Below are 21,792 nucleotides of genomic sequence, written 5' to 3'. Positions count from 1 at the left end.
CGCGTCTTTTCAGATTGGGTCTTTCACCGTACGGACAAAGACCTCGACTTCAGGCTTGAGCTTGCTGTCTTTGCATTCACCTGGAGCTTCCGTCAAGCTCCGAGGCAGATGCCCAGTGCGCGGGCCGTGGCGACGGTGTCCCCATCCACGGGGACCACTTTCATGCGGCCGGCCACTTCGGCCAGCGGCACGGCACGGACCTCATTGCCATCAAGTGCCACCATGATGTCGCTCTGTCCTGCTGCCAGGCTCCGCACGGCAGCGGTGCCAAAACGCAGCGCAGCCACACGATCGAACGCGGTCGGACTGCCTCCGCGCAGGAGATGCCCAAGCACGACACAGCGCGAATCCTTGCCGGTCAGTTGAGCGAGCTCGGTGGTGACCTGCTCGCCCACGCCGCCGAGTCTCTCGGCATGGCCGGCCCCGGCCGGTGCGACCACCATCCGTTTGCCGCCCAACTGGCGCGCGCCTTCTGCGACGACGACGATGGAGTAAGCCATGCCTCGCGCGTCGCGCCGCCGGATCAGGTCGGCCACGATGTCAAGATTGAAGGGCAGCTCGGGCAGCAGAATGACGTGAGCGCCTCCGGCGAGGCCGGCATGCAGGGCGATCCAGCCCGCGTAACGCCCCATCACTTCGACAACGAGAATGCGATGGTGGCTGGCGGCCGTCGTGTGCAAGCGGTCGATGCAGTCCGTCGCGAAATCGACGGCCGTGTCGAAACCGAAGGTCGTGGCCGTGTGGGCCAGGTCGTTGTCTATGGTCTTGGGCAAGCCCACGACCTTGAGGCCGCGTTGGGCGAAGCGGTGGGCAATGGCCAGCGATCCATCGCCGCCCACTGCGACAAGGGCATCCACACCTTCATGGGCGAGGGCGTCAAGCACGTCCTGGGAACGGTCGCAAAGCAGCATGCCGCCATCGGCCTGAGGTGTCGGAAAGGCAAACGGATCGCCCTTGTTGGTGGATCCCAGCAGGGTGCCGCCCAGGCCGGCGATGCCTTCCACGCGTTCCGCCGTGAGCGGCATGCAGCCGCCACCTGGAAAGCGCTCGGGGCGCAGCAACCCGTCATAGCCGTCACGGATGCCCAGGCAGTCCCAGCCTTGATGCTCGGCAGCGCGCGTCACGGCGTAGATGACCGAATTCAAGCCCGGCGCGTCGCCACCTCCTGTGGTGATAGCGATCCGGCGAATGGGGGAGGGGCTTTTGGCGGGCATTCGTCGAACTGCGGCTGGGAGGTTGCGCCGCTGAATGCTACTCCACCAAGCGCATTCAACAGCCCAGAAAGATGCAGTGCCCGCCAAGGAGTTGCCTTTCATTGACGCCGTCGCGACGCTTCATGCCAAGCGCCACGCAGGCGAGTGGCCTCCTGCTTCGGCCCGCGGTGAACCGGATGCTTCTTGCTTGACGCAGCGCAAGCTGCGCACGCCGTGCTGCGCCCAGCATGGGAGCGTCAAGCACGGGCAGCAGCTCGCAGGAGGCTCCATGTACAAGCTGATTCTCGTGCCGCTGGACGGCAGCGCTACCGCCGAACGTGGCTTGCAGGAAGCGATCAGCCTGGCGATTCCGCTGGACGCCGGTCTGCGCCTGCTGCATGTGATCGATGCCTATCCCATGTATGCCGAACATGCCAGCGCTGCGGCCTTCCTGCAATCGATGGACGTGCTTCGTCAGCAAGGATTGGCCTTGCTCAGCAAGGCGGCCGAGCAATGCAAGAGGCAGGGCGTGCAGGTCTCTTCCCAGCTGCGCGAAGGCATCGGCGAGCGCGCTGCAAACGTGATCGTTGATGAAGCCACCAAGGAGCAATGCGACCTGATCGTGCTGGGCACGCACGGACGGCGAGGCATGAGCCGCCTGTTGATGGGCAGTGACGCCGAACTGGTGTTGCGCGGCAGTTCAGTGCCCGTGCTGATGGTGCGTGTGCCGGCACCGGACGCCGCCTAGACGCGCAGACCCTGCGCTCGCGTATCCGCGCGCCGTCGACGACCGCTGCGCCCGGGTACATGATCACCCGCGCGCCCGCTTTCACACCTTCGCGCAACCAGGCCGAACTGCCGTTGCGGGCTGCCAGCACCACGCGGGTGAGCCGTGCGCGCCCGGCGTCGGCCACGAACACGGTGGTCGTCTGCACATCGGCCACGCCGGGAAGCTCGCGCAGCTGCGCGGCCACTGCATCGGGCGCGCGCTTGAGACTGGCGAACACATCGGCAATGCGCCCCTGCGCATAGAAGTCGTCGCGGGCCTGCGCCAGTGAATCGACCGCAGACAGGCTGGTGACAAAGCCGCCGATGCCGCTGACCACCACCAGCGCAATCGTCAGCGCCTGGCTCCACACAGGCGCAAGTCACGCAGCAGCTTGCGGTCCAGCGCTTTCAACAGGACAGCTCCGAGGGCTTGATGCGGTGCGCGTTCTTCACGATCTTCTGGATGCGTCATCGGCCGGATGTGGCTGTGGCGACATGGTTCGAATGTCCACGGTCTAGGGATGCAGCAGCTTACGGAAATGCAATGCGCCACCGCCTGACAACGAGGCCACCTGCTCCATGCCAAGGTGGCGTGCCAGGCGCAGCATGGGCTCGTTCTCGCGCAGCACATCGCATTCCAGCTTCCGCGTGCCCTGGGCCGCCAGAAAGCGCAGCAGCTTGTCCATCAGGATGCGGCCCAGGCCCAGGCCCTTGAGATCGGAGCGCACGATGATGGCGAACTCGGCAGCCTCGTTGTCTGGGTCGGTCACGGCGCGCACGACACCCAGCACCGTCGATGAGCCATCGACTTCGCTGCGCATGGCGATGAACGCCATCTCGCGCGCATAGTCGATCTGCACCAGACGCGCCTGCTGGCTCGCCGGCAGCTCGCGGCGCGAGCTGAAGAAGCGCAGCCGCAGGTCCTCGACCTCGAGCTTGCACACAAAGGCCTTGTGCGCCGGTCCGTCCTCCGGCCTGATCGGGCGCAGCAGCAGGGCCTCACCTCTCCAGTCGACGGTCTCGGCCAGCTTGGCCGGATAGGGGAGGATGGCGAAGTGCGCCATGCCTGCCGGGCCGCGCGCGTCGAGGCGGATGCGTGCATCCAGGGCCAGCACGCCCTCTTCGTCGGCCCACAGCGGGTTGATGTCAAGTTCGGCCAGCTCGGGCAGGTCGGCCGCCATCTGCCCCACGGCGATCAGTACATCGCTGATGGCATCGAGCCGGGCGGGCGCATGGTCGCGATAGCCGGCCAGCCTTCGCGCCACGCGGGTGCGGGCCACCATGTCGCCGGCCAGTACCCGATTCAAAGGTGGGAGGCCGATGGCCCGGTCGGCCAGGACCTCCACCGCCGTGCCGCCTTCACCGAACAGGACGATGGGGCCGAACATCGGGTCCACGCTGGCGCCGATGATCAGCTCGCTGGCATGCGGCCGGCTGGCCATGGACTGGACCGAGAAGCCCGTCAGGCGCGCCGCGGGCATGGCGCCGCTCACCTGCGCCAGCATCGCCAGGCGAGCGCGCAGCAAGGAGGCCTCGTCAGCCAGATCCAGCGCCACCGCACCGCAGTCGCTCTTGTGGACGATGTCGGGCGAACGCAGCTTGAGCGCCAGCGGATAGCCGATGGCGGCGGCTGCAGCCAGCACTTCAGCGGCCTCCAGGCCCACGGCGCGGGTCTCGACCACTGGCACGCCATAGGCCTGCAACACGGCCTTGGCTTCGGTCTCGTCGAGCATCTCGCGGCCCTCGGCCAGCGCGCGGTCGATCACGCGGCGGGCATCGGCAAGCCGGGGCGGCGGTCCTTCGCTGGCGCTGGGCACCTGCTCCAGCAGAGCCTGGTTGTGGCGATAGCTGGCCAGCATCGCACAGGCCTGCACGGCCTCCTCGGGCGTTTCGTAGTCGGCCAGACCGGCCGCGTTGAAGGTCTCGCGGGCCCGGATCACCGAGTCGCCACCAAGCCAGCAGGCCATCATGCGGTGCCGCGCTGCGCCGGCCAGCGGCGCGCATGCCGTCGCAATGTCTTCGCTGCGCACGATGGCGGTGGGCGCATGCATGAACAGGATGGTGCCGCTGTCTGGGTCATCGATCAGGGCTTGCAGCGTGTCGACGTAACGCTGTATCGGCGCGTCGCCGATGATGTCGATCGGGTTGGCCCGCGACCAGGTGGCTGGCAGCTTCGCATCGAGTCGTGCCAGCATCGCATCGTCGAGCCCATGCATGGGCACCTTGGCCAGCGCCGCTGCATCTGCAGCCAGCACGCCAGCCCCGCCGCCATTGGTCATGATCGTCAGCACGCTGCCGGCGCTGTCGCGCAGGTGGGCCAGCGTGGCCGCTGCCGTGAAGAGCTCCTGGAGCCGGTCAACGCGCAGCATGCCAGCGCGCCGGATCGCCGCATCGAAGACCACGTCGGATGCCGCCATGGCCCGCGTGTGCGAGGCCGCCGCCTGCACGCCATGGCCGGCGCGACCGGCCTTGACGACGATCACCGGCTTGTTGCGCGCCGCAGCCCGCGCCGCCGATATGAACTTGCGCGGTGCCTCGATCGATTCGATGTAGAGCAGGATGGCGCGAGTGCCCGCGTCGCTGGCCAGATGGTCGAGCAGATCGCCGAAGTCAACGTCGGCATGCTCGCCCAGCGACACCAGGTGCGAGAAGCCGATTTCGCGCGACTTGGCCCAGTCCAGCATGGCCGTGACAAGTGCGCCCGACTGCGAGATGAAGGCGATCTCGCCCGCCAGCGCATCGGTGTGGGCAAAACTGGCGTTGAGGCGCAGATGTGGAGACATCAGGCCCAGGCAGTTGGGGCCGAGCACGCGCAGCAGCCAGGGGCGCGCCGCCTCCAGCATGGCGCTGCGCTGGGCGCTCGTCAGCCCGGCTGTCATCACGATGGCGGCGCGGGTGCCCCGCCGACCGAACTCGGTGATCAGCCCTGCCACGCTGTCGGGCGGCGTGCAGATCACCGCCAGGTCCGGGGCCGATGGCAAGTCCTCGGCTCGGGCATAGACGGGCTGGCCGTTCAACTGCTCATGATGGCGGTTGATGGCATACACCGGCCCCGCAAAGCCAGCGCCCAGCAACTGCTGCCAGACGGTGGTGCCCACGCTGCCGGGCCGGTCGGAGGCACCGGCCACGGCCACGGAGGCGGGATTCAGCAGCTTGTCCAGATTGCGGATGCTCATGAAGCTTGAACTCTTTCATCGTCGGGTGCCGCCAGGAGCCGTCACAGCCCGCTGACTGCATGTCCTTGTCCTGGTTCCTTGCGGTCGGCTGGACTTGGGGCTCAGCCGATGAACTCCTGCAGCAAGGCTGTGTCAGTGTTGTTCAGTGTCTTCTGCGCCAGGGCGCCGAGCAGGTCGATGGCAGCTGGCGTGGCCACGTCGATGCCCAGGCCTGCTGAAGCGGGCCAGTCTGCGTCAAGGCGCAGGTAGCGCGAGCCCAGGCGGTCCTCCAGCATGGCCTGCACATGCTGCTGCTGGGCCGAGAGCATGGTCAACACCAGCCGGCCGTCGGACAACCAGCCCACAGCACCGGCGTCTTCGCGCACACCGCCTGAGGGACGGTAGTGCGCCACGGCGGTGCCGATGGAAAGCATCAGCACATGCTCGCCTGGCACGCCGATGAAATGCTCCAGCTCGTGCAGGGCGAGCTGGTCGGGTGCCACGGCGAACAGCCCTCCATCGGCATAGATCCGGCGTCCGATGCGCACCGAGGGGAAGTAGGCCGGCGCAGCGCAGGCGGCCATCGCCACATCGACGGCACTGCTCGCTCCATCGCCCAGCGATGCCGCTGCGTGCGGCGTCTTGAAGACCTTGGTCTGGCAATCTCGCACGTCGACCGCAGGCACGATCACCCGGTGCCTGGCATCCTCCAGGCGCTGCTCACCAAGCTCGTTGCGCAGGGCGTCCCGCAGTGCCTTGCCGCTGTACTTCGGCCCCATGACCGAGCGACTCAGGTCGACGAGCCGGCTCAGGGCGCCTTGGGGCAGTTCACGCGAGGAGAACACGGCCGGACCCTGCTCCATGAACAGGGTCACCAGGCGCGCCATCGGCACCTCGTAGGCCAGGGCCAGCGCCAGCAGCCCACCGATGGAGGTGCCCGCCAGCAGGTCGAAGCGCCTGCCGAGCGGCTCGCCTATGCGCTCCTCCAGGCCGGCGAGCACGACCGCGGTGTATAGGCCCAGGAAGCCGCCACCGGACAGTGCCAGCGCGCGCACGGGGCCGGGATTCTTGATCGGTGGATATGCCATGGTGAGAGCTTGACTCGGAGCAACGAGACACAGCTTGATGCAGCTCAAGCAGCGGCAGTGGTGGGCTTGCTACCGTGAATCGTTCTGGTTCCAAACGAACGAACAGGAAGCCCCATGGATACCTCCACCAATTCCCAGTTGGCCAGCTTGCGCCAGAGTCTTGAGTCGCGCTTGTCGGCGTTGCAGGCGGAGCTGCTGGCAGCACAACGCGCACGAGGCGCGGCGCAGGACGAGCCAGAAGCGGGCGACACCAAGGACCTGGCTGACCGGCTGCAGCATGACGAGCTTGACGAGGCGCAGGTGCATCGCGAGCTGGGTGCCATGGCGGCCATCGAGGCGGCCTTGCGACGCGTTGACGACGGCAGCTACGGCGACTGCATCGATTGCGGCGAACCTGTCGGCCTCGCCCGTCTGCAGCTGTTGCCCGCGGCGTCGCGCTGCGCGGCCTGCCAAGGTCTGCACGAGAGCCGCTGGAGCAGAAGGTCTGAATAGCCCATCAGTGCAATGCAGCTGGGAGAGCGCGATGACTTCAGCCGAGGAGTGTGGATGAGCAGTACGCGCAGGGCCTTGCAGGCGCTCCATCGGCGGCTGTTGTCACGGCCGGCAAGAACTTTGGGCATGAGCGTTGCGCCACCTTTGCTCGCCGTGCTCTTGCAGTGGAGCCTCTGGTCGGTGATCCGGCCTTATGTTTGGTTTCTGTTCTACCCGGCCGTCTTCGTCAGCTCATGGTTCGGCGGCCGGGTGGCGGGACTGCATGCGACGGCGCTGTCCGCGCTGCTCGTCTGGTACCTGTTCATTCCGCCGGAGCTGCGCTTCTTCAAGGATGCCGGGGCGCCGGTGGTTCCCGTGCTGGTGTTCCTCGCGATGGGCGTTGTGTTCACGTTCTCGCACGAGCGCATGCGACGCAGCGAGCAAAGGCTGCGGGATCTGTTCGACCAAGCGGGGCATGGCATCTTCGTGGCGGATCTTGATGGCCGCTATGTCGATGTCAATCGGGCCGCTTGCCGGTTGCTGGGTGCACGGCGCGAGGACATCGTCGGGAAGGCCATCGCAGACTTCATCCCTTCGACCGATCTGCCCAGGCTTGAGGAGGCAAAGCGGCGGATGCTCCATGGCGAGACCCATGTGGCCGACTGGAACCTGAGGAGGAACGACGGCAGCTACCTGCCCGTCGAGGTCAGTGCAAAGATCCTGGCAGACGGCCAATGGCAGGCCTTTGTGCAGGACATCAGTGACCGACGCCGCGTCGAAGCCCAGCTCAGCCAGGCCGCTGCTGTTTTCGACAGCACCATGGAGGCCATCATCGTGACCGATTCAGAGGCGCGTATCGTCAACGTTAACAATGCCTTCACCAGCATGACGGGCTACACGGCTGACGAGGTGCTTGGCCGCAATCCTTCCTTCCAGCAATCAGGCCGCCAGGACGCACGCTTCTACGGGCGGCTCTGGTCAAGCCTGACCGCCACGGGACAGTGGCAGGGAGAGCTCTGGAACCGACGCAAGGGCGGCGAGCTGTTTCCGGTGTGGGAGAGCATCAGCGTCGTCAGGGATGCTGCGGGAGCCGTGTCGGGTTACGTATCCATACTGACTGACATCACCCGACTCAAGCAGGCCGAGGAGCGGCTTCGCCACCTGGCCAACCACGACCCGCTGACAGGGCTGCCGAACCGGCTGTTGTTCGTCAGCAGCCTGCAGCAGTCGATAGAGCGTGCGAAGCGGCATCGGACCAGGATGGCACTGATCTTCATCGATCTGGATCGCTTCAAACTGGTCAACGATTCGATGGGGCATGCCGCCGGAGATGAATTGCTGAAGGAAGTCGGTCACAGGCTCAAGAAGGTCGTGCGCGCCGAGGATGTGGTGTGCAGGCTGGGCGGTGACGAGTTCACGGTGGTGATCGAGGACGTTGCTCGCGTGGACGATGTGGCCACCCTGGCCCAGAAAATCATTTCCTCACTGGCCCTTCCGATCCTGCTCGAGGGCCGGGAGCTGGTTGTGTCGGCCAGTCTCGGCATTGCCCTGTATCCCGAGGACGCCGAAGGCGTCGATGAACTGAGCCGGGCTGCCGATGCAGCCATGTACCGGGCCAAGGAGCAGGGGCGAAACACGTTCGAGTTCTACACCGCAGAGATCACCGACAGCGTGCGCGAGCAACTGGCCATGGAGATGGACCTGCGGGCAGCACTGGAGCGCAACGAACTGACGCTGCACTACCAGCCACAGTTCGACCTGTCGACCATGAGCGTCACTGGCGTGGAGGCTCTGCTCAGGTGGCAGCACCCGAAGCTGGGGCTGCTGATGCCGGATCGATTTGTACCGGTCGCGGAACAGACGTCGTTGATCAACGCCTTGGGCGCCTGGGTGCTGCAACGCGCCTGTGCTCAATTGCGCGCATGGGTCGATGCAGGATTGGAACCGATCCGGATGGCCATCAATGTTTCCGGCCGTCAGGTCATGTATGACCACCTGGTCGCTTCGGTCGGCGGTGCGCTAGAGCAATATTCGCTGCAGGACATCGCTGCCTGTGTCGAGCTGGAGTTGACTGAAAGCGTGTTGCAGACCGTCGAGCCGAGCGCCGAAATACTGAACCGCCTGCGCAGCCTGGGCGTGCGGATCGCGATTGATGATTTCGGCGTTGGCTACTCTTCCTTGGGCATGCTCAGGCACCTGCCTATCGATGCGCTGAAGATTGATCGCTCCTTCATCCGCAACATGCCCGACGACGTAAATGCCAATGCCATCGTCAAGGCGGTGATCTCGATGGCGCACGCCCTGGGACTTCGGGTGGTGGCCGAGGGCGTCGAGACGGCTGTGCAGCTGGAATGCTTGCGCGAACTGGGCTGTGACGATATTCAGGGATTCCTGCTGGGGATTCCCATGCCTGCCGGTGAGTTCCAGGGCTTGCTGCAAGCAGCCGCAGCGGCGCCAACCCACGGACAGGAGGCCCCACCTTCTCGACCGGTGGCCGGGCTAGATGGGCCGAATGTCACGCAGGACGCGCGCCTTTAGTTCGCGCACCATCGAGGCGGAAGTTATGCGCTGGGATGAACCCGCAAAGCCGAAGGCCTGCAACTCGGGATCCGGCTCAGCGCCCGGGCCTCTGCACGAGGCGTGCAGCTCCTGCACGCCCGTCGCGCTGAGCAACTCGGCCGCATTCGCGGCAGTGATGCCGCTGCCTGCCAGGATGCCGATGCGCCCACGCCCCTGCCGGACCAGCGATGCGATCTGGGCGGCGCCCTCGGGCGCCGTCAATGCACCGCCGGATGTGAGGATGCGATGGAAGCCCAGCGCGATGGCGTCCTCCAATGCCTGCGATTGATCGCGCACGAGGTCGAAGGCACGGTGCAGCGTCAGCTGCATGCCTTGCGCGCGCTTGACCAGACCTTGCAGCAGCGCCAGGTCGAGCCGACCGTCGCGCGTCAGCGCGCCGATGGCAACGCCGGCCAGCCCCAGCTCGCCAGCCCTCTCGATATCGCGCAGCATCACGCGCTCTTCAGCGGCGTCATACGTGAAGCCACCGACGCGCGAGCGGATCAACGCTATTACGGGGATGGCCAACTTGCTGGCCTCCGCCATCAAGCCGGCTGACGCCGTGACGCCACCGAGGTCCAGGCTGGCGCACAGCTCGATGCGATCGGCACCACCTTCAGCCGCGGCGTTCAGACCGGCGACGTCATCAACGCAGACTTCCAGGACGCTCATGGCCTTGCTCATGAGAGGTCGGCGAAAGCGAACGCGGCGCCGATGAGCCCGGCCTGGTCGTTCAGCGGGCTGGGAATGAGCAGGGCGGCTTCGGTGCGCCGCAGGATCTGCTGGCGCACCGCCAGATCGAGCGCCGTGACGAGCGGTGTGCAGCGGCTCAATCCACCGCACACCGGCACCACGCTCGCGCCGGTGACGTTGACGACCAGGGCCAGCGGGCCCGAGACCAGTTCGATCCAGGCGCGCACCGTGGCTGCCGCCGACGGTTCGCCTGCGATCCAAGCGTCCAGGATCTGCAGGCTGCTCTGCATGCTCCCATGCAGGAACTCATGCAGGCGTTCCAGGCCGCGCGCGCCGCCTACCGTATCCAGGCAGCCGGTCATGCCGCAGCCGCACTTGAAGCGCGGAACGCGCAGGCTTCGGCCATCGCCAGCGTCGACCACCGCTTCGTTGACGATGGGCCCGTGACCCCATTCGCCGGTGAGACCACCCGCGCCGCGGACGAGCCGGCCGTTGACGATCAAGCCACCACCGACGCCCGTACCCAGGATCGCGCAAAAAACGACGCCATGGCCGATGCCGGCGCCGATGCGAGCCTCGGCCAGGGCCGCGCAATCGGCGTCGTTGGTCACCACAACGGGCATGCCAAGCAATGCAGTGAGATCCCGAGCCAGTGACCGGCCATTGATGCACGGAATGTTCGCGGCGGCGACTTCACCGGTGCCTGGATCCACGACACCCGCGATGGAGATCGACAAGGCTGATGAGCCTGTTGCGAAGAGGCTTGTGGCCTCACCGATTGCCGCGCAGAACTGCCCCCAGTCGTTCGCGGGTGTGGGCACATCGATGAGCAACTCGAATGCGCCATCGCTGGCCTGCCGAGCCAGGCGGATGTGTGAGCCGCCGATGTCTGCAACAAGCAGGTGGCGCGAGGCCGCAGCGAGCGCGGCGCTGCCATCTAAGGAGCGAAAGGTGGCGGGCTCAGGCATCGTCATTGGAGTGGAACTTTGGGGCTCGTTGCCGGGTGAAAGGCGCAGTCTAGGGCCTCGCGGCGCACGCGAGACGAGTGTCGCGAGTCGTCTGCACTTTGGTTTACTAAACAAAACTAAACTGCGCGCCAATTTTGAAAGTTAGTTGAACCTGGATTGCTTCCTTTGTACAAATTGCCCTGGGTGAAATGCGCTGTCTGCGGCCGCAGTCGGCCCGCGTTTTAGTCGTTTAGTAAATACCGATGGTTCTTCCCGAAATGCGCCCCGCGCGCCCGGGAATTCGAGCAGCCCCCGGCTGCCGAACCGACGCAATGAAAGCCCGTCCAAGGGCAAGACCAGGAGACAAGATATGACTTTCGGAACCCCTCTCGCTGCACGGCAGCGCCGCTGGCCCGCCACGCCCATCGCTGCCGCGGTGGGCATCGCGCTGCTGGCCTTCGGTGGTGCTCAGGCGCAAACCGCTTCCGCCGAGAAGCCGTCGGACAGGAAGGATGATGCGAAGGCCGAGGCCAAGCAGCTGGACACGGTGGTCGTCACCGGCTACCGCTCCTCGATCGAGAAGAGCCTCGACCAGAAGCGCAATGCCAATGCCATCGTTGAAGTGGTGACGGCCGAGGACGTGGGCAAGTTCCCCGACAAGAACGTGGCCGATGCGCTGCAGCGCGTGCCCGGCGTGATCGTCGACCGCAGCGGCGGCGAGGGCAAGAACGTGAGCGTTCGCGGCCTGTCGTCAGAACTGACGCTGACGCAGTTGAACGGCAACTACATCGCCACCGCCGAGTCCAACGGCAGCCCGACGCGTTCCTTCAACTACATGCTGATGCCGTCGAACATGCTGTCCAGCGCCGAGCTGTTCAAGACGCCCGAAGCACGCATCGATGAAGGTGGCGTGGGCGGCACGGTGATCCTGCGCACGCGCCGCCCGCTGGACGTGAAGTCCAACACCGGCTTCGTCAACGCGGAAGGCACCTGGGCCGATACCACCAAGAAGGCCGATGGCCAGTTCTCCGGCCAGTACTCCTGGCATGACCAGGACAAGCGCCTCGGCGTGCTGCTCGGCTACACCCAGCAGAAGCGCACGACGCGCACCATGGGCGCGAGCACCGAGAGCTGGCAGTGGTACGGCGACAACTACAAGGCGAATCCGGCCACCGATGTGAACGGCAAGCCGTCCGGCATGAGCAGCTACTGGTGGGGCCAGTCGGGCTTCTACGACCAGAACGGCAAGTACTACACCAACTTCATGATGCCGACTTCGGTCAATCTGAGCGTCAAGAACGAGGAGCGCGAGCGCAAGGGCGCGCAGGCCACGCTGCAGTTCAAGCCGCTGGACAACTTGACGCTGACGGCCAACTACTTCCGCTTCAATCTGTCGCAGAACTCGCAGACCAACATCCTGAAGGTGCCGGAATGGAACCTGGCTCGTTACGACGGCGATGGAAACTGGGCGACGGGCCGCCTGCTCGACAGCCTCACCTTTGATCGCAGCGGCACCATCGTGACCGGCGCGAACTACAGCGTGCATCCGGGCAAGACCTACTACTGCAGCGAATCCGCGGCTGCTGCCGGCGGCAAGGCACCGGGTGGCTGGGGGCCGGATGACTGCACCGTCCCGACGCCGCAGATCACCGGCAGCTACAACCGCGAGCGTTCGCTGTCGCAGACCGCCGACTTCGAAGCCGATTGGCATGGTGAATCGCTGGACGCCACCTTCAAGGCGGGCCGCACCTGGGCCAAGGGCGGCCCGGAGATGCAGTTCACCATGCCCATCAAGCCGCGCCTGCAGAACAGCAACGGCAGCTGGACCCTGGGCAATACGCTGAGCGCCTGGAGCCTGAGCGGCACGCCGACGATGAGCTTCTCGCCCGAGCTGATGGCCAACCTGCAGAAGGGCATTGGCGAGATCGACCTCGGTTCCACATCCTCCTCGTGGACCAAGAACGGCACGCATCAGAACTATGCGCAGGCCGACTTCACCTGGCACCAGGACGGCGAATGGCTGGACTCCCTGCAGTTCGGCATGAAGCTGCGCGACGGCGGCACGCGGCGCAGCACGGGCAACAACTACTGGGTCTGCCAGGGCGCCGACCCGGCCAACTACGACAAGCGCTACCAGAGCGGCTGCGACCCCACGGCCAACAAGTTCCAGTCGTCCTTCCTCTACACCGACTCGCTGGGTGACCTGGCCGGTGGCATCAAGGCCAGCGCCTTCCCGGCGATCAACTATCCGGCCTATGTTGCCTACCTGAACCAGACCTACGGGGCGATGCAGACCCGCCAGGAAGACAACTTCGTCTACCACGTTGACGAGAAGATCATGGCGGCCTATCTGCAGGCCAATATCCGCACCGAGCGGCTGCGCGGCAACGTCGGCCTGCGCATGGTGCGCACCAGGCAGCATGCCGATTCGACCGACCAGGTCGACTACTACAACGACTACTTCTTCGACGGCGCGGATGGCAACCCCGCCCCCTGTCGTGCGGGCGGCCTGCCTGCAGTCGGTGCACCCGCCGGCTCGGGTTGCGTCAGCGGCTTCACCCGGCTGCCGGACAGCAATTCCAATCCGGCCACCGGCCACACCTCGTCGTTCGTGGTCAGCTCGCTGGACCGCACTTATAACGACCTGCTGCCCAGCTTCAACCTGGCCTATGACCTGACGAAGGCCCTGCTGCTGCGCGCCGCCGCCTCCAAGGTGATTGCGCGGCCGAGCTATGGCGACATTGCCTCGCCCGGTGGGCTGAAGTACTTCAGCCAGGAGTACGTGAACGATCGTCGCCTGATCGGTGGCGCCGACAAGGTGGGCTGGTTTGGAGAAGGCAGCAACAAGAGCCTCGAGCCCTACAAGGCCACGCAGTACGACCTGGGCCTGGAGTGGTACTTCCATCGCGGCTCGGTGCTCGGCGCCGGCCTGTTCCGCAAGAACGTCAGCAACTTCTCGGTGCCGGTGGTGCGCGACATGGCGATGAACGTCGGCGGCAATACCGTGACGGTGCAGAACTATGCGACCAGCGCTGGCGGCCGGGACGGCGTCTCGCAAGGCGTCGAGCTGTATGCGCAGCACACGCTGGATTCCGGTCTCGGCTTCCAGTTCAACTACACCTACAACAAGACCAACCAGGCGGCCATCAAGCTGGCGGATGGCACCGAGGTCGGCAAGTCGCCGCTGGTCGGCAGCGCCAAGAACCAGGCCAATGTGACGGTGTTCTACGGCAACGATCAGTACCTGGTGCGCGCCTCCTACAACCGCCGCGGTGTGGTGGTGGGTGGCCTGGTCAATGGCTTGAATGTCTATGAAGAGCCCTACGACCAGATCGACCTGAACGCGGCCTACAACATCAGCAAGGAACTGAGCCTGAGCGCCTCGGTGCTGAACCTGACGAAGCAGGAGACGCGGGCACACCTGGGCAACGACACCAAGGACCGCTTCTATTCGAACGCTTACGCCGGTCGCATTGCCTATGTGGGGCTGACCTACAAGTTCTGATGGATTCTTTTCCTCGATCCCCCTCGCGTCTGACGGCGTGAGGGGGCTTCACATCGGCAGTCATCAGCATCAACCAATGCGACTGCCGATCTTTTCTTTTGCAGAGACCGAGGCGAGCGATGGACGACACGGGCAGCAAGCGAATTCGACGCGTGGTCGTCGTCGGCGGCGGCAGCGCCGGCTGGATGGCGGCGGCTGCGCTGGCCACCTATCTCGGCAAGCAGGCTTCGGTGCGCCTGGTCGAGTCCGAAGAGATCGGCATCGTCGGCGTCGGCGAAGCGAGCGTGCCGCACATCCGCCTCTTCAACGGGCAGATGCTGGGCATCGACGAAGCCGAATTCGTCAAGCGTACGCAGGGCACGATCAAGCTCGGCATTCAATTCAATGACTGGAGCCGCATCGGCGACAGCTATATCCATGGCTTCGGTGTCATCGGACGTTCGCTCGGGCCCTTGCCCTTCCATCAGTTCTGGCTGAAGCAGTTCCTCTCGGGCCGGGCCTCGCCCATCGGCGACTACTCGCTGCAGACGGTGATGGCGCCGCAGGGCAGGTTCATCCCCGGTGACCCCAATGCCCCGGCCAGCTCGCCGATGGCCGACATCGCCTACGCCTATCACTTCGATGCCAGCCTTTATGCGCGCTTCCTGTGCGAGCTGTCCGAGGGCCGCGGCGTGCAGCGCATCGAAGGCAAGATCGTCAGCGTGAACCAGCAGGCTGAAAGCGGCTTCGTCGAATCGGTGAAGCTGGAAGGCGGCGGAGTGGTCGAAGGCGATTTGTTCATTGATTGCTCGGGCTTTCGCGGCCTGCTGATCGAGCAGACGCTGAAGACCGGCTACGTGGACTGGACGCATTGGCTGCCCTGCGACCGCGCGATGGCGGTGCCCAGCGAAGGCGTCGCCCCGATCACGCCCTACACCCGTGCCACCGCACGCGCGGCCGGCTGGCAGTGGCGCATTCCGTTGCAGCACCGCGTGGGCAACGGCTATGTTTATTCGAGCCAGTACATCAGCGACGACGAGGCAGCCGCCACCCTGCTCGCCAAGCTTGATGGCAAGGCCTTGGCCGAGCCGCGCCCCTTGCGCTTCACCACCGGCATGCGCAGGAAGTTCTGGAACAAGAATGTCGTGGCCCTGGGCCTGGCCAGCGGCTTCCTGGAGCCGCTGGAGTCCACCAGCATCTACCTGGCGCAGTCGGGCATCAGCCGGCTCTTGAGCCTGTTCCCGGACCGCGACTTCAACCCTCTGCTGAGCGAGCGCTTCAACCGCGAGTCGGCCTTCGAGTACGAGCGCACCCGCGACTTCCTGATCCTGCATTACCACGCCACCGAACGCGACGACACGCCTTTCTGGAACTACTGCCGCACGATGTCCATCCCGGACAGCCTGCAGGAGGCGATGGACCTGTTCCGCTGCGATGGCCGCTACTTCCGCAACGGTGAAGATTTCTTCGCCTTGCCGAGCTGGGTTCAGGTGATGCTCGGCCAGCGCATCCTGCCTCAGAGTTACCACCCTGTCGTGGATGACATGCCCGAGGACAAACTGGCCAGCTATGTCGACGGCATGCGTGCGGCGCTGGCGAGCGCCGTCGCGGCCATGCCGACGCACCAGCAATGGATAGACCGCTATTGGAAAGTGCCCGCCCCATGAGCAGAGATTCGCTGTGGCCGTCCCTCAAGCAAGCCGTGTGCGGCCTGGCCTTGTTCGCCGCTGCCCTGCCAGTGTTGGCAAGGGAGTCGGCCAGTTTCAGCATCGACATGGGCTGGACCTTTCGCCTCTTGCCCGGCAACGCGCAAGTCGCCAAACATGCGGAAGCAGCGATCGCACGTGCGGCGAAAGTGCCCGGCACGGTGCACACCGACCTGCTGGCGCACGGCTTGATTCCCGACCCCTATGTCGGCGCACCCGAAGCCGCGCTGCAGTGGATAGGCCTGGCCGATTGGGAATACCAGACGCGCTTCGACGCACCGAGCACCGCACTGACGAGTGCGCGCAGCGACCTGGTGTTCGAAGGGCTGGACACGTTCGCCGAGGTCTACCTCAATGGCGAGAAAGTGCTGACAGCCGACAACGCCTTCCGCAGCTGGCGCGTGCCGGTGCAGGCCAGACTGCGCGCCAAGGGCAACGCGCTGCGCATCGTCCTGCGCTCGCCCATCGTCAGCTTGCTGCCGCAGGTGCAGGCGATGCCGCACAAGCTTGCGGGCAACTATCCATCGCCCCATGGTGACGAGCCGGCCGATGCAATGACCGGCAACTTCGCGCGCAAGCCCGGCTATCACTACGGCTGGGACTGGGGGCCGCGCTATGTCACGGCCGGGCTCTGGAAGCCGATCGTCCTGCAGAGCTGGAATGCCGTGCGTATCGCTGACCTGCAGCTTCGACAGGACCATGTGCAAGCGGCTCGGGCCGACGTCGTTGCGATCCTGTCGGCCGAGGTTGAGCGCGATGGCCAGTTCGACTTGCGCCTGTGGCAGACCGAACCGGGCGGCAGGCGTTCTCTTGCGGCCGAGCGTCGCGTGGCCATGAGCGCCGGCGAACAGCGTATCGAACTGCCGATTCACATCGACCGCCCGCAGCGCTGGTTTCCGAACGGCTACGGCGCGCAACCGCTGTACCGCTACGAGCTGGAAGTCAGCGACGGCAAGAACGTCGTCGCCAAGACGACTGCGCGTACCGGCCTTCGCAGCGTCGAGCTGCGCCGCGAGCCGGATGGCAAGGGCCGCAGCTTTCATTTCGTCGTCAACGGCATTCCGGTGTTCGCCAAGGGCGCGAACAGCATTCCCTTCGACATGTTCCAGCCGCGGGTGACCAAGGCGCAATTGCGCCGCGTGCTGCAGTCGGCGCGCGACGCGAACATGAACATGCTGCGCAGCTGGGGCGGTGGCTATTACGAGAGCGAGGAGTTCTTCGACCTGGCGGATGAGCTGGGCCTGCTCGTCTGGCAGGACTTCATGTTCGGCGGCGGCATGCAGCCGGCCTATGACGATGCCTTCCGCGCCAATGTGATCGAGGAAGCGCGCCAGCAGGTGCGCCGCCTGCGCAATCACCCGAGCCTGGTGCTCTGGTGCGGCAACAACGAGCAAGAAGTCGCCTGGAAATACTGGGGCCAGGGCAAGGCCTTGAAGGAGGCCGATCCTGTTTTCGCTGACAAGGTCTGGCAGGGCTATGTGCAGCTCTTCGGCACCGAGCTGCGCCAACTCGTCGCGCAGGAAGGCGGCGGCATCGCCTACTGGGCCAGCTCGCCCAGCGACGACGGGGGCGACGTGGCCAACACGCCGGCCAGCGGCGACATGCATTACTGGGAGGTCTGGGGAAACCCGGCGCATCCGGTGACCAAGTACCTGGAGATCACGCCGCGTTTCATGTCCGAGTACGGCCTGCAGGCTTGGCCGGTGCAGCGCACGATCGACGCCTTCGCCAAGCGCAGCGAGCAGGGCCTGGCCACGCCGGTGATCGTGGCGCACCAGAAGTTCATGGCCGGCAAGGGCAACGAGCGCCTGAAGAAGTACGTGAAGGATGAGTTCGGTGAGCCCAGGGATTTTGCTGACTTCGCCTATCTGAGCCAGGTCATGCAGGCCGAGGGCATCCAGCTCGCCGCCTTGCACCACCGCGCCAGCCGGCCGTTCACCATGGGCTCGCTGTACTGGCAATTGAACGACGTGTGGCCGGGCGCCTCCTGGTCCGGCATCGACTGGTTCGGCCGCTGGAAGGCTTTGCAGTTCCATGCGCGCCGCTTCTATGCGCCGGTCGCTGTGGCTGCGCTGCGCGACGCCGAAGGCAAGACCTCGGTCAGCCTGCTCAACGACCGCACGCAAGCGCGGCGCGGCGAGCTGCGGCTGCGCTTGATGACGCTCGATGGCAAGACGCTGCGCGACGAACGCCGGCCGGTGGAGTTGGCGCCGCTTTCAGCAACGAAGCTGGCTCACTACACCGATGCCGAGTTGGCGGGCGTTGCCGATCCGGCATCCACCGTCGCGGTGTTCGACCTACAGGTGGAGGGCGAGCCGGCGTCGCGCGGCGTCGTCTACTTCAGGGCGGCGAAGGACATGAGCTGGCGTGATGCTCGCCTGCAGGCCGAGCTGAGCCGCGATGGCCAAGGCTTCAAGCTTCTGCTGAAGGCGACGAGGCTGGTCCGTGCCTTGTGGGTCGATTTCGGAGACCTTGACGCCGAGGTCTCCGACAACGCCCTGACCCTGCTGCCTGGCGAGCGCATCAGCCTGCGCCTGTCTTCCCAGTCCGGCCTTGAAGCGCTGCGCAAATCACTGAGCCTGCGTTCCCTGGCCGACTGAGCAGCCAGCTTCCCTGGCATTCAGGCAGCACGCCTGCGCCTGTAGGCGCCATAGCCCACATGGCACAGCCAGAACAGCAGCGTCGCCAGGATCGCAATTGCCGGCACGAACAGCCAGGCCGAGCCTTGCAAGGACTTCGGAAAGACTTGTTGCTGGCCCAGGAACAGCGAGTTGGCCGCAATGAAGAGCGCAACGCACATGCGCCACAAATGGCGCGCCAGGCGGGTGGCACCGCTGACGCCGCGCCGCAGGATCAGGCGCAGGTCGCCCACCGCCGCCAGGCTGCCTACGATCATGAACAGCACGAAAGCTGCCGCCGGCTGCCCGTCGAGCTGGCCGTTCGGGCTTTGTGCGGCCAGCCGCATGAAGTAGGCGCCGGCTGCCACGATGCCCGTTGAAGTCAGCAGCAGCCCGTAGTCGAAGGCCCCGATCTGACCGGGCTTGCGCTTGAGCACCGCCCAGGCGCTCAGGACCAGGTAGAAGGTCAGCCCCCCCGCCACCACCGAGGCGCGTTCGGGCGTGGGGAGGAAGGGCGCCACGGCAGCACCGATGGCGGACATGAGCAACATGGCAATGACGAAGACCTTGCCGCTCAGGCGGTGCAGGCGCGAGCCCTTGCGGAACACCATGGAGGCCGCACCGGAGAGCAGGCCGACGCTGCCGGAGCCAATATGCAGGTAGAGCACGGCCGCGGCGGCGGCGTGAACCAGGGCAGGACTGTCGGGGTTGACTTGAAGAATGGGCATGACTTGGAATATCGAGGGCTTGATTTCAGATGGGGCGGGGTGCCGGGTGCTTCAGCGTTGCTGGCGTGCAAAGAAGTCCCAGATCATTGCGGGCCCGTCGGGCTGCATCGGTGAAGGTCCCAGCAGGCGGGGGCGCTGCGCGTAGGCTTGCGGCAGGCCGTGGCCGCCGCCGTGAATGCTCACCAGTTCCACCTCGTTCTTGCCCTGCTTGTGCCAGCGGGCTCGCTCGACCCTGACACCCTCGTCCATATCGACGTGGCTGACCTGGGGCGCGCCACCCAGGTGGTTCCAATCGGCGAAATACTGGGCCGATGCGCGCGAGGACATGACCGGGCCGCCCTCGTAGAACAGCCCCAGCAGATTGATCTCGCCACCTTCATAGGGCACCAGCGGATCACGCGTGCCGTTCATGATCATCACCGACGTGCCATTCGCCGCCGGCTGGCATTGGAAGTTCTGCGGCGTCGGCAGATTGGCGGCAACTGCGGCCACCGCCCGGTAGCGGGTCGGGTGTTCCAGCGCCAGGCGGATCGCCATCGAGCCGCCAGATGAAACGCCGGTCGCGAACACCCGCGCCGAGTCAATGCCGAGCTCGCCGACCAACTTGTCGACCATGGCGGCCACGAAGCTGGCGTCGTCGGCACTGACACCGTTCACCTTGACGTCGCCTATCACGCTGCAGTCGTTCCAGCTGAAGCCAAAGGACTTCGGGTAGACGACCGCGAAGCCATGCTGGTCGGCCAACCGGTCAAAGCCATAGCCGGTGCCGGCGCGGATGCGCTGTGCGTCCTCGCCCGAGCCATGCATGACCACGACCAGGGGCGCGCCCTTGGGCAGGTCCTTGGGCACATAGGTGCGGTAGCGCCGCGTCACGCCGGCCATGTCGATCGATCCCTTGGCCAGGGTGCCAGACAGCTGCGGCTGCGCCGGATCGGGCGTATAGACGAAGTAGCCGAACAAGCCGGCCAGCACAGCCAGCAGGGCGAGCAGGCCCAGAAAGCCAAGCAGCAAGTAGCGCAGGAAGTTGTTCATGACGAAGCGGTCGATGGAGTGAGCACGCCTACTGTGCCTTGGCAACCGGGCCTTGGCCCAGCCGTGCCTGATCGGCGACGGCGCTGCCATGACGAGTGACGCTCGGCGGCGACCAATGGCGCTGGCATGCGCTTCTCGCCGGGCCGGGCCGTTCGTCCCGACCGGGCGTGACTGAGTAGCCGCAGCCCGTCACTCGTCTGAGCGCGGGCATCCAGGGGCGATGGGATGAAAACAATGACGCCGTCCCTTCGAATTTTCAACGGCAGGCCGTGTCTCCAACGGCCTGCCTTCAGCCCAAACCACCCATGAACACGCAATCCTTCCCCACACGCAGCCCCCGCTCGATCACAGTGGCCATTGCCCTGCTGGCCTCGCTGGGTGCTCTGGGCAGCGCCCAGGCCGCCATCTTCAAGGACGCCCAGCTGGAGTCGCTGCAGGATGCCGGCAAGTACGCCGAACTGGAGCAGCAGGCCCGGGCCCGCCTGAAGGCCAACGCCGGCGATGCCGAAGCCAGCGCGGCTTTGTCCCTGGCGCTGACCTTCAGCGATCCCCGCGATGCAAAGCGGCTCGAGGCTGGCGCGCAGCAGGCCAGGCTTTGCACCGAACAGCACCCGACGGTGGCGGTCTGCCATCTGGCGACCGCCCAGAATCTCAGCATGCATATGCTCGACCTTGGCATGTTCAAGGCCATGGGCCTGCTGGACAGCCTGAAGGCGTCCTGGGTCCGCACCCTGGCCCTGGATCCGGCCAGCTTTGTGGCACGGGTGGAGCTGGCCAAGCTCTACCTGACGGTGCCCGGCATGATGGGCGGCAGCGTTTCCAAGGCCCGCGAGCTGGAGGCCGCCGTGCGCAGCAGCCAGCCTGAAACCGCGCGCCTCATCCGCGTCCATATCGCCGCCGAGGCCAAGAATTGGCGCGAGATGGAAACCGAGTTGCTGGCGCTCAAGCCGGGTACGGACTCGGCCATGCGGGACGAGGCGCGCAACGCCACCATGCAGCTGGCGCTGATCTTTCTGAAGGACGGCAAGGACCTGGCCAAGGCCCGGAGTCTTTATGAGGGCCTGCAGCGCGATCAGCCGAGTCAGGCCGCCGGCCACTACGGCCTGGGTCGTGTCCACGTCGCCCAGGGCCAACTCGACGAAGGCATTCGCCTGTTGGAGCGGGCCAGGACGCTGAGCGGCGCCGAGGCCTTGCCCGTCGACCATCGCCTGGGTGACGCCTACCTGGCCAAGGGCGACAAGGCGCAGGCCTTGGCCGCCTACGAGCGCTTCATCGCCAACAAGCGCGCCAATCCGGCCAATGTGGACGAGGTCCGAAAGCGCCTGGCCAAGCTCGGCTGATGGCGCCCAC

The 21,792-nt window shown here is 65.7% G+C and carries 14 protein-coding genes; 7 read left to right on the top strand and 7 right to left on the bottom strand.

All coding sequences use genetic code 11. The features are described from left to right. Positions 1–92 precede the first annotated feature (92 nt). Positions 93–1,214 (bottom strand): 6-phosphofructokinase, encoded by a 1,122-nt coding sequence (locus V3596_RS13795; protein ID WP_334278343.1) that lies wholly within the window; start codon positions 1,212–1,214, stop codon positions 93–95. 268 nt (positions 1,215–1,482) lie between these two features. Between V3596_RS13795 and V3596_RS13790 the strand changes: the two genes are divergently transcribed. Continuing rightward, entirely contained in the window at positions 1,483–1,941 is a 459-nt protein-coding gene (locus V3596_RS13790) for a universal stress protein (protein ID WP_334278342.1), read from the top strand. A 535-nt stretch (positions 1,942–2,476) separates the two neighbouring features. On the opposite strand, the gene V3596_RS13785 is transcribed toward V3596_RS13790, so the two are convergent. Both V3596_RS13785 and V3596_RS13780 read right to left on the bottom strand, forming a co-directional pair. Next, on the bottom strand, positions 2,477–5,137 hold the full coding sequence (locus V3596_RS13785; RefSeq protein WP_334278341.1) for a bifunctional acetate--CoA ligase family protein/GNAT family N-acetyltransferase: 2,661 nt from the start codon (positions 5,135–5,137) through the stop codon (positions 2,477–2,479). Positions 5,138–5,238: 101 nt separating this feature from the next. Next, positions 5,239–6,204 (bottom strand): CBASS cGAMP-activated phospholipase, encoded by a 966-nt coding sequence (locus V3596_RS13780; RefSeq protein ID WP_334278340.1) that lies wholly within the window; start codon positions 6,202–6,204, stop codon positions 5,239–5,241. Between the two features lie 114 nt (positions 6,205–6,318). Between V3596_RS13780 and V3596_RS13775 the strand changes: the two genes are divergently transcribed. Next, positions 6,319–6,696: a TraR/DksA family transcriptional regulator gene (locus V3596_RS13775; protein WP_334278339.1), complete on the top strand. Its 378-nt coding sequence runs from the start codon at positions 6,319–6,321 to the stop codon at positions 6,694–6,696. 126 nt (positions 6,697–6,822) lie between these two features. Further along, a complete protein-coding gene (locus tag V3596_RS13770; protein WP_334278338.1) occupies positions 6,823–9,213 on the top strand; it encodes an EAL domain-containing protein in 2,391 nt (796 codons plus the stop codon). Here the strand turns inward: V3596_RS13770 and V3596_RS13765 are convergent. Both V3596_RS13765 and V3596_RS13760 read right to left on the bottom strand, forming a co-directional pair. Further along, positions 9,175–9,906, bottom strand: a complete 732-nt coding sequence (locus tag V3596_RS13765) for a copper homeostasis protein CutC (RefSeq protein ID WP_334278337.1) — start codon at positions 9,904–9,906, stop codon at positions 9,175–9,177. The genes V3596_RS13770 and V3596_RS13765 overlap by 39 nt on opposite strands. An 8-nt stretch (positions 9,907–9,914) precedes the next feature. Then, the gene (locus tag V3596_RS13760) at positions 9,915–10,895 is read right to left on the bottom strand and encodes an ROK family protein (protein ID WP_334278463.1); all 981 of its coding nucleotides are present in this window, start codon (positions 10,893–10,895) and stop codon (positions 9,915–9,917) included. A 349-nt stretch (positions 10,896–11,244) separates the two neighbouring features. On the opposite strand from V3596_RS13760, the gene V3596_RS13755 reads away from it, so the two are divergent. The 3 genes from V3596_RS13755 (at position 11,245) to V3596_RS13745 (ending at position 18,664) form a co-directional block, all read left to right on the top strand. Then, on the top strand, positions 11,245–14,379 hold the full coding sequence (locus tag V3596_RS13755) for a TonB-dependent receptor (RefSeq protein WP_334278336.1): 3,135 nt from the start codon (positions 11,245–11,247) through the stop codon (positions 14,377–14,379). Between the two features lie 119 nt (positions 14,380–14,498). Beyond that, complete coding sequence (locus V3596_RS13750) at positions 14,499–16,025, top strand: tryptophan halogenase family protein (RefSeq protein ID WP_334278335.1); 1,527 nt, start codon at positions 14,499–14,501, stop codon at positions 16,023–16,025. Next, a complete protein-coding gene (locus V3596_RS13745; RefSeq protein WP_334278334.1) occupies positions 16,022–18,664 on the top strand; it encodes a beta-mannosidase in 2,643 nt (880 codons plus the stop codon). Before V3596_RS13750 ends, V3596_RS13745 begins: the two co-directional genes overlap by 4 nt. Positions 18,665–18,684: 20 nt before the next feature. On the opposite strand, the gene V3596_RS13740 is transcribed toward V3596_RS13745, so the two are convergent. Both V3596_RS13740 and V3596_RS13735 read right to left on the bottom strand, forming a co-directional pair. Beyond that, complete coding sequence (locus tag V3596_RS13740) at positions 18,685–19,410, bottom strand: hypothetical protein (RefSeq protein WP_334278333.1); 726 nt, start codon at positions 19,408–19,410, stop codon at positions 18,685–18,687. A 51-nt stretch (positions 19,411–19,461) separates the two neighbouring features. Then, positions 19,462–20,442, bottom strand: coding sequence for an extracellular catalytic domain type 1 short-chain-length polyhydroxyalkanoate depolymerase (locus tag V3596_RS13735; protein ID WP_334278332.1), 981 nt, complete (start codon positions 20,440–20,442; stop codon positions 19,462–19,464). 305 nt (positions 20,443–20,747) lie between these two features. Here V3596_RS13735 and V3596_RS13730 point away from each other — a divergent pair, with 305 nt between their 5' ends. Further along, the gene (locus V3596_RS13730) at positions 20,748–21,782 is read left to right on the top strand and encodes a tetratricopeptide repeat protein (RefSeq protein ID WP_334278331.1); all 1,035 of its coding nucleotides are present in this window, start codon (positions 20,748–20,750) and stop codon (positions 21,780–21,782) included. Positions 21,783–21,792 lie beyond the last annotated feature (10 nt).

This window comes from Roseateles microcysteis (assembly GCF_036880965.1).
Taxonomy (GTDB): Bacteria; Pseudomonadota; Gammaproteobacteria; order Burkholderiales; family Burkholderiaceae_C; genus JAUASW01.
The sequence above is the reverse complement of the archived record's forward strand: the minus strand, read 5'-3'. Positions and strand labels throughout refer to the sequence as shown.